General features: G+C 67.3%; 1 protein-coding gene. It reads right to left on the reverse strand.

Features of this window, described 5'->3' with window-relative positions:
- Positions 1-2,174 (reverse strand): HAMP domain-containing protein (locus tag FUT87_RS14655; protein ID WP_147241487.1); only part of this gene is annotated, 2,174 nt, incomplete at both ends.

The raw sequence follows: 2,174 nt of genomic DNA on the forward strand, positions 1-2,174 counted from the left end.
GCCCAGGCCGGTGCCGCCGTACTTGCGCGAGGTCGAGCCATCGGCCTGCTGGAAGGCCTCGAAGATGATCTGCTGCTTGTCGGCCGAGATGCCGATGCCGGTGTCCGCCACCGAGAACGCGATCACCTGGCCCGCATGGTTGAGCACCTCGTTGTCGGCGGACCAGCCGTCGGCCACCGCGGTGACGGCGAAGGTGACCTGGCCCTGGTGGGTGAACTTGAAGGCGTTGGACAGCAGGTTCTTGATGATCTGCTGCAGCCGCTTGACGTCGGTGACCAGCGACTTGGGCAGCGGTGGCTCCATCTCGACGCTGAAGCCCACGTGCTTGGACTCGGCGAAGTGGCGGAAGCTGCGTTCCACCGAGCGCTGCAGCTCGTCCAGGCGCAGCTCGCTGACGTCCACGGCCACGGTGCCGGACTCGATCTTGGACAGGTCCAGGATGTCGTTGATCAGCATCAGCAGGTCGTTGCCCGACGCATGGATGGTCTTGGAGAACTCGACCTGCTTGAGCGTCAGGTTGCCCTCGCTGTTCTTGCAGAGCTGGTCGGACAGGATCAGCAGCGAGTTCAGCGGCGTGCGCAGCTCGTGCGACATGTTGGCCAGGAATTCCGACTTGTACTTGGAGGTCAGCGCCAGCTGCTCGGCTTTCTCCTCGAGCGCCTGCCGGGCCTGCTCGACCTCGGCGTTCTTGCGCTCCACCTCCTGGTTCTGGTGGGCCAGCAGCTGCGCCTTCTCCTGCAGCTCGCCGTTGGTCTGCTGCAGTTCCTGCTGCCGGCGCTGCAGCTCTTCGGCCAGCGACTGCGACTGGATCAGCAGGTCCTCGGTCCGGGTGCTGGCCTCGATCGTGTTGATCACGATGCCGATGGATTCGGTGAGCTGGTCCAGGAAGGCCTGGTGGGTCGGGTTGAAGCGCTCCAGCGAGGCCAGCTCCAGCACGCCGCGCACGCGGCCCTCGAAGACCACCGGCAGCACCAGCACTTCCATCGCCGCCGTCTCGCTCAGGCCGGAGGCGACGCGGAAGGCGCCGCTGGGCACGTTGGCCAGTAGGATCTTCTCCTGGTCCAGCGCGCACTGGCCGACCAGGCCCTGGCCGAGCGCGAGCTCCTTGCCATGCGTGGCCAGGCCGCCCGAGGCATAGCTGGCGATCAGCTTCAGGCGCGGCATCTCGCCGCGCATGTTGAGCACGTAGAACTCGGCCTGCTGCACGCCGACCACCGGCGCCAGCTCGCTGAGGATCAACTGGCCGACGGTCACCAGGTCCTTCTGGCCCTGCAGCATGCGGCTGAACTTGGCCAGGTTGGTCTTGAGCCAGTCCTGCTCGGTGTTCTTCTGGGTCGTGTCCTTGAGGTTGACGATCATCTCGTTGATCGTGTCCTTCAGCGCCGCGACCTCGCCCTGCGTCTCGACGGTGATGGAGCGCGTCAGGTCGCCCTGCGTCACGGCGGTGGCGACCTCCGCGATCGCGCGCACCTGGGTGGTCAGGTTGGCGGCGAGCTCGTTGACGTTCTCCGTCAGGCCCTTCCAGGTGCCCGACGCGCCCGGCACCTTGGCCTGGCCGCCGAGCTTGCCCTCGACGCCCACCTCGCGCGCCACGGTGGTCACCTGGTCCGCGAAGATGGCCAGCGTGTCCGTCATCGAGTTGATGGTGTCGGCCAGCGCGGCGATCTCGCCCTTGGCCTCCACGGTCAGCTTCTGCGCCAGGTCGCCGTTGGCCACGGCGGTCACGACCTTGGCGATGCCGCGCACCTGGCCGGTCAGGTTGCCGGCCATGAAGTTCACGTTGTCGGTCAGGTCCTTCCAGGTCCCCGACACGCCGCGCACCGTGGCCTGGCCGCCCAGGCGGCCCTCGGTGCCGACCTCGCGCGCGACGCGGGTCACTTCCGCGGCGAAGGACGAGAGCTGGTCCACCATCGTGTTGATGGTGGTCTTGAGCTCGAGGATCTCGCCGAGCACGTCGACGGTGATCTTCTTGGAGAGGTCGCCGGCGGCCACGGCCTTGGTCACGTCGGCGATGTTGCGCACCTGCGAGGTCAGGTTGGACGCCATCGAGTTGACCGAGTCGGTCAGATCCTTCCACGTACCGGCCACGCCCTGCACATCGGCCTGGCCGCCAAGCTTGCCCTCGGTGCCGACCTCGCGCGCCACGCGGGTCACCTCGGCGGCGAAGGAGCGCA

Source organism: Mitsuaria sp. TWR114 (assembly GCF_007997345.1).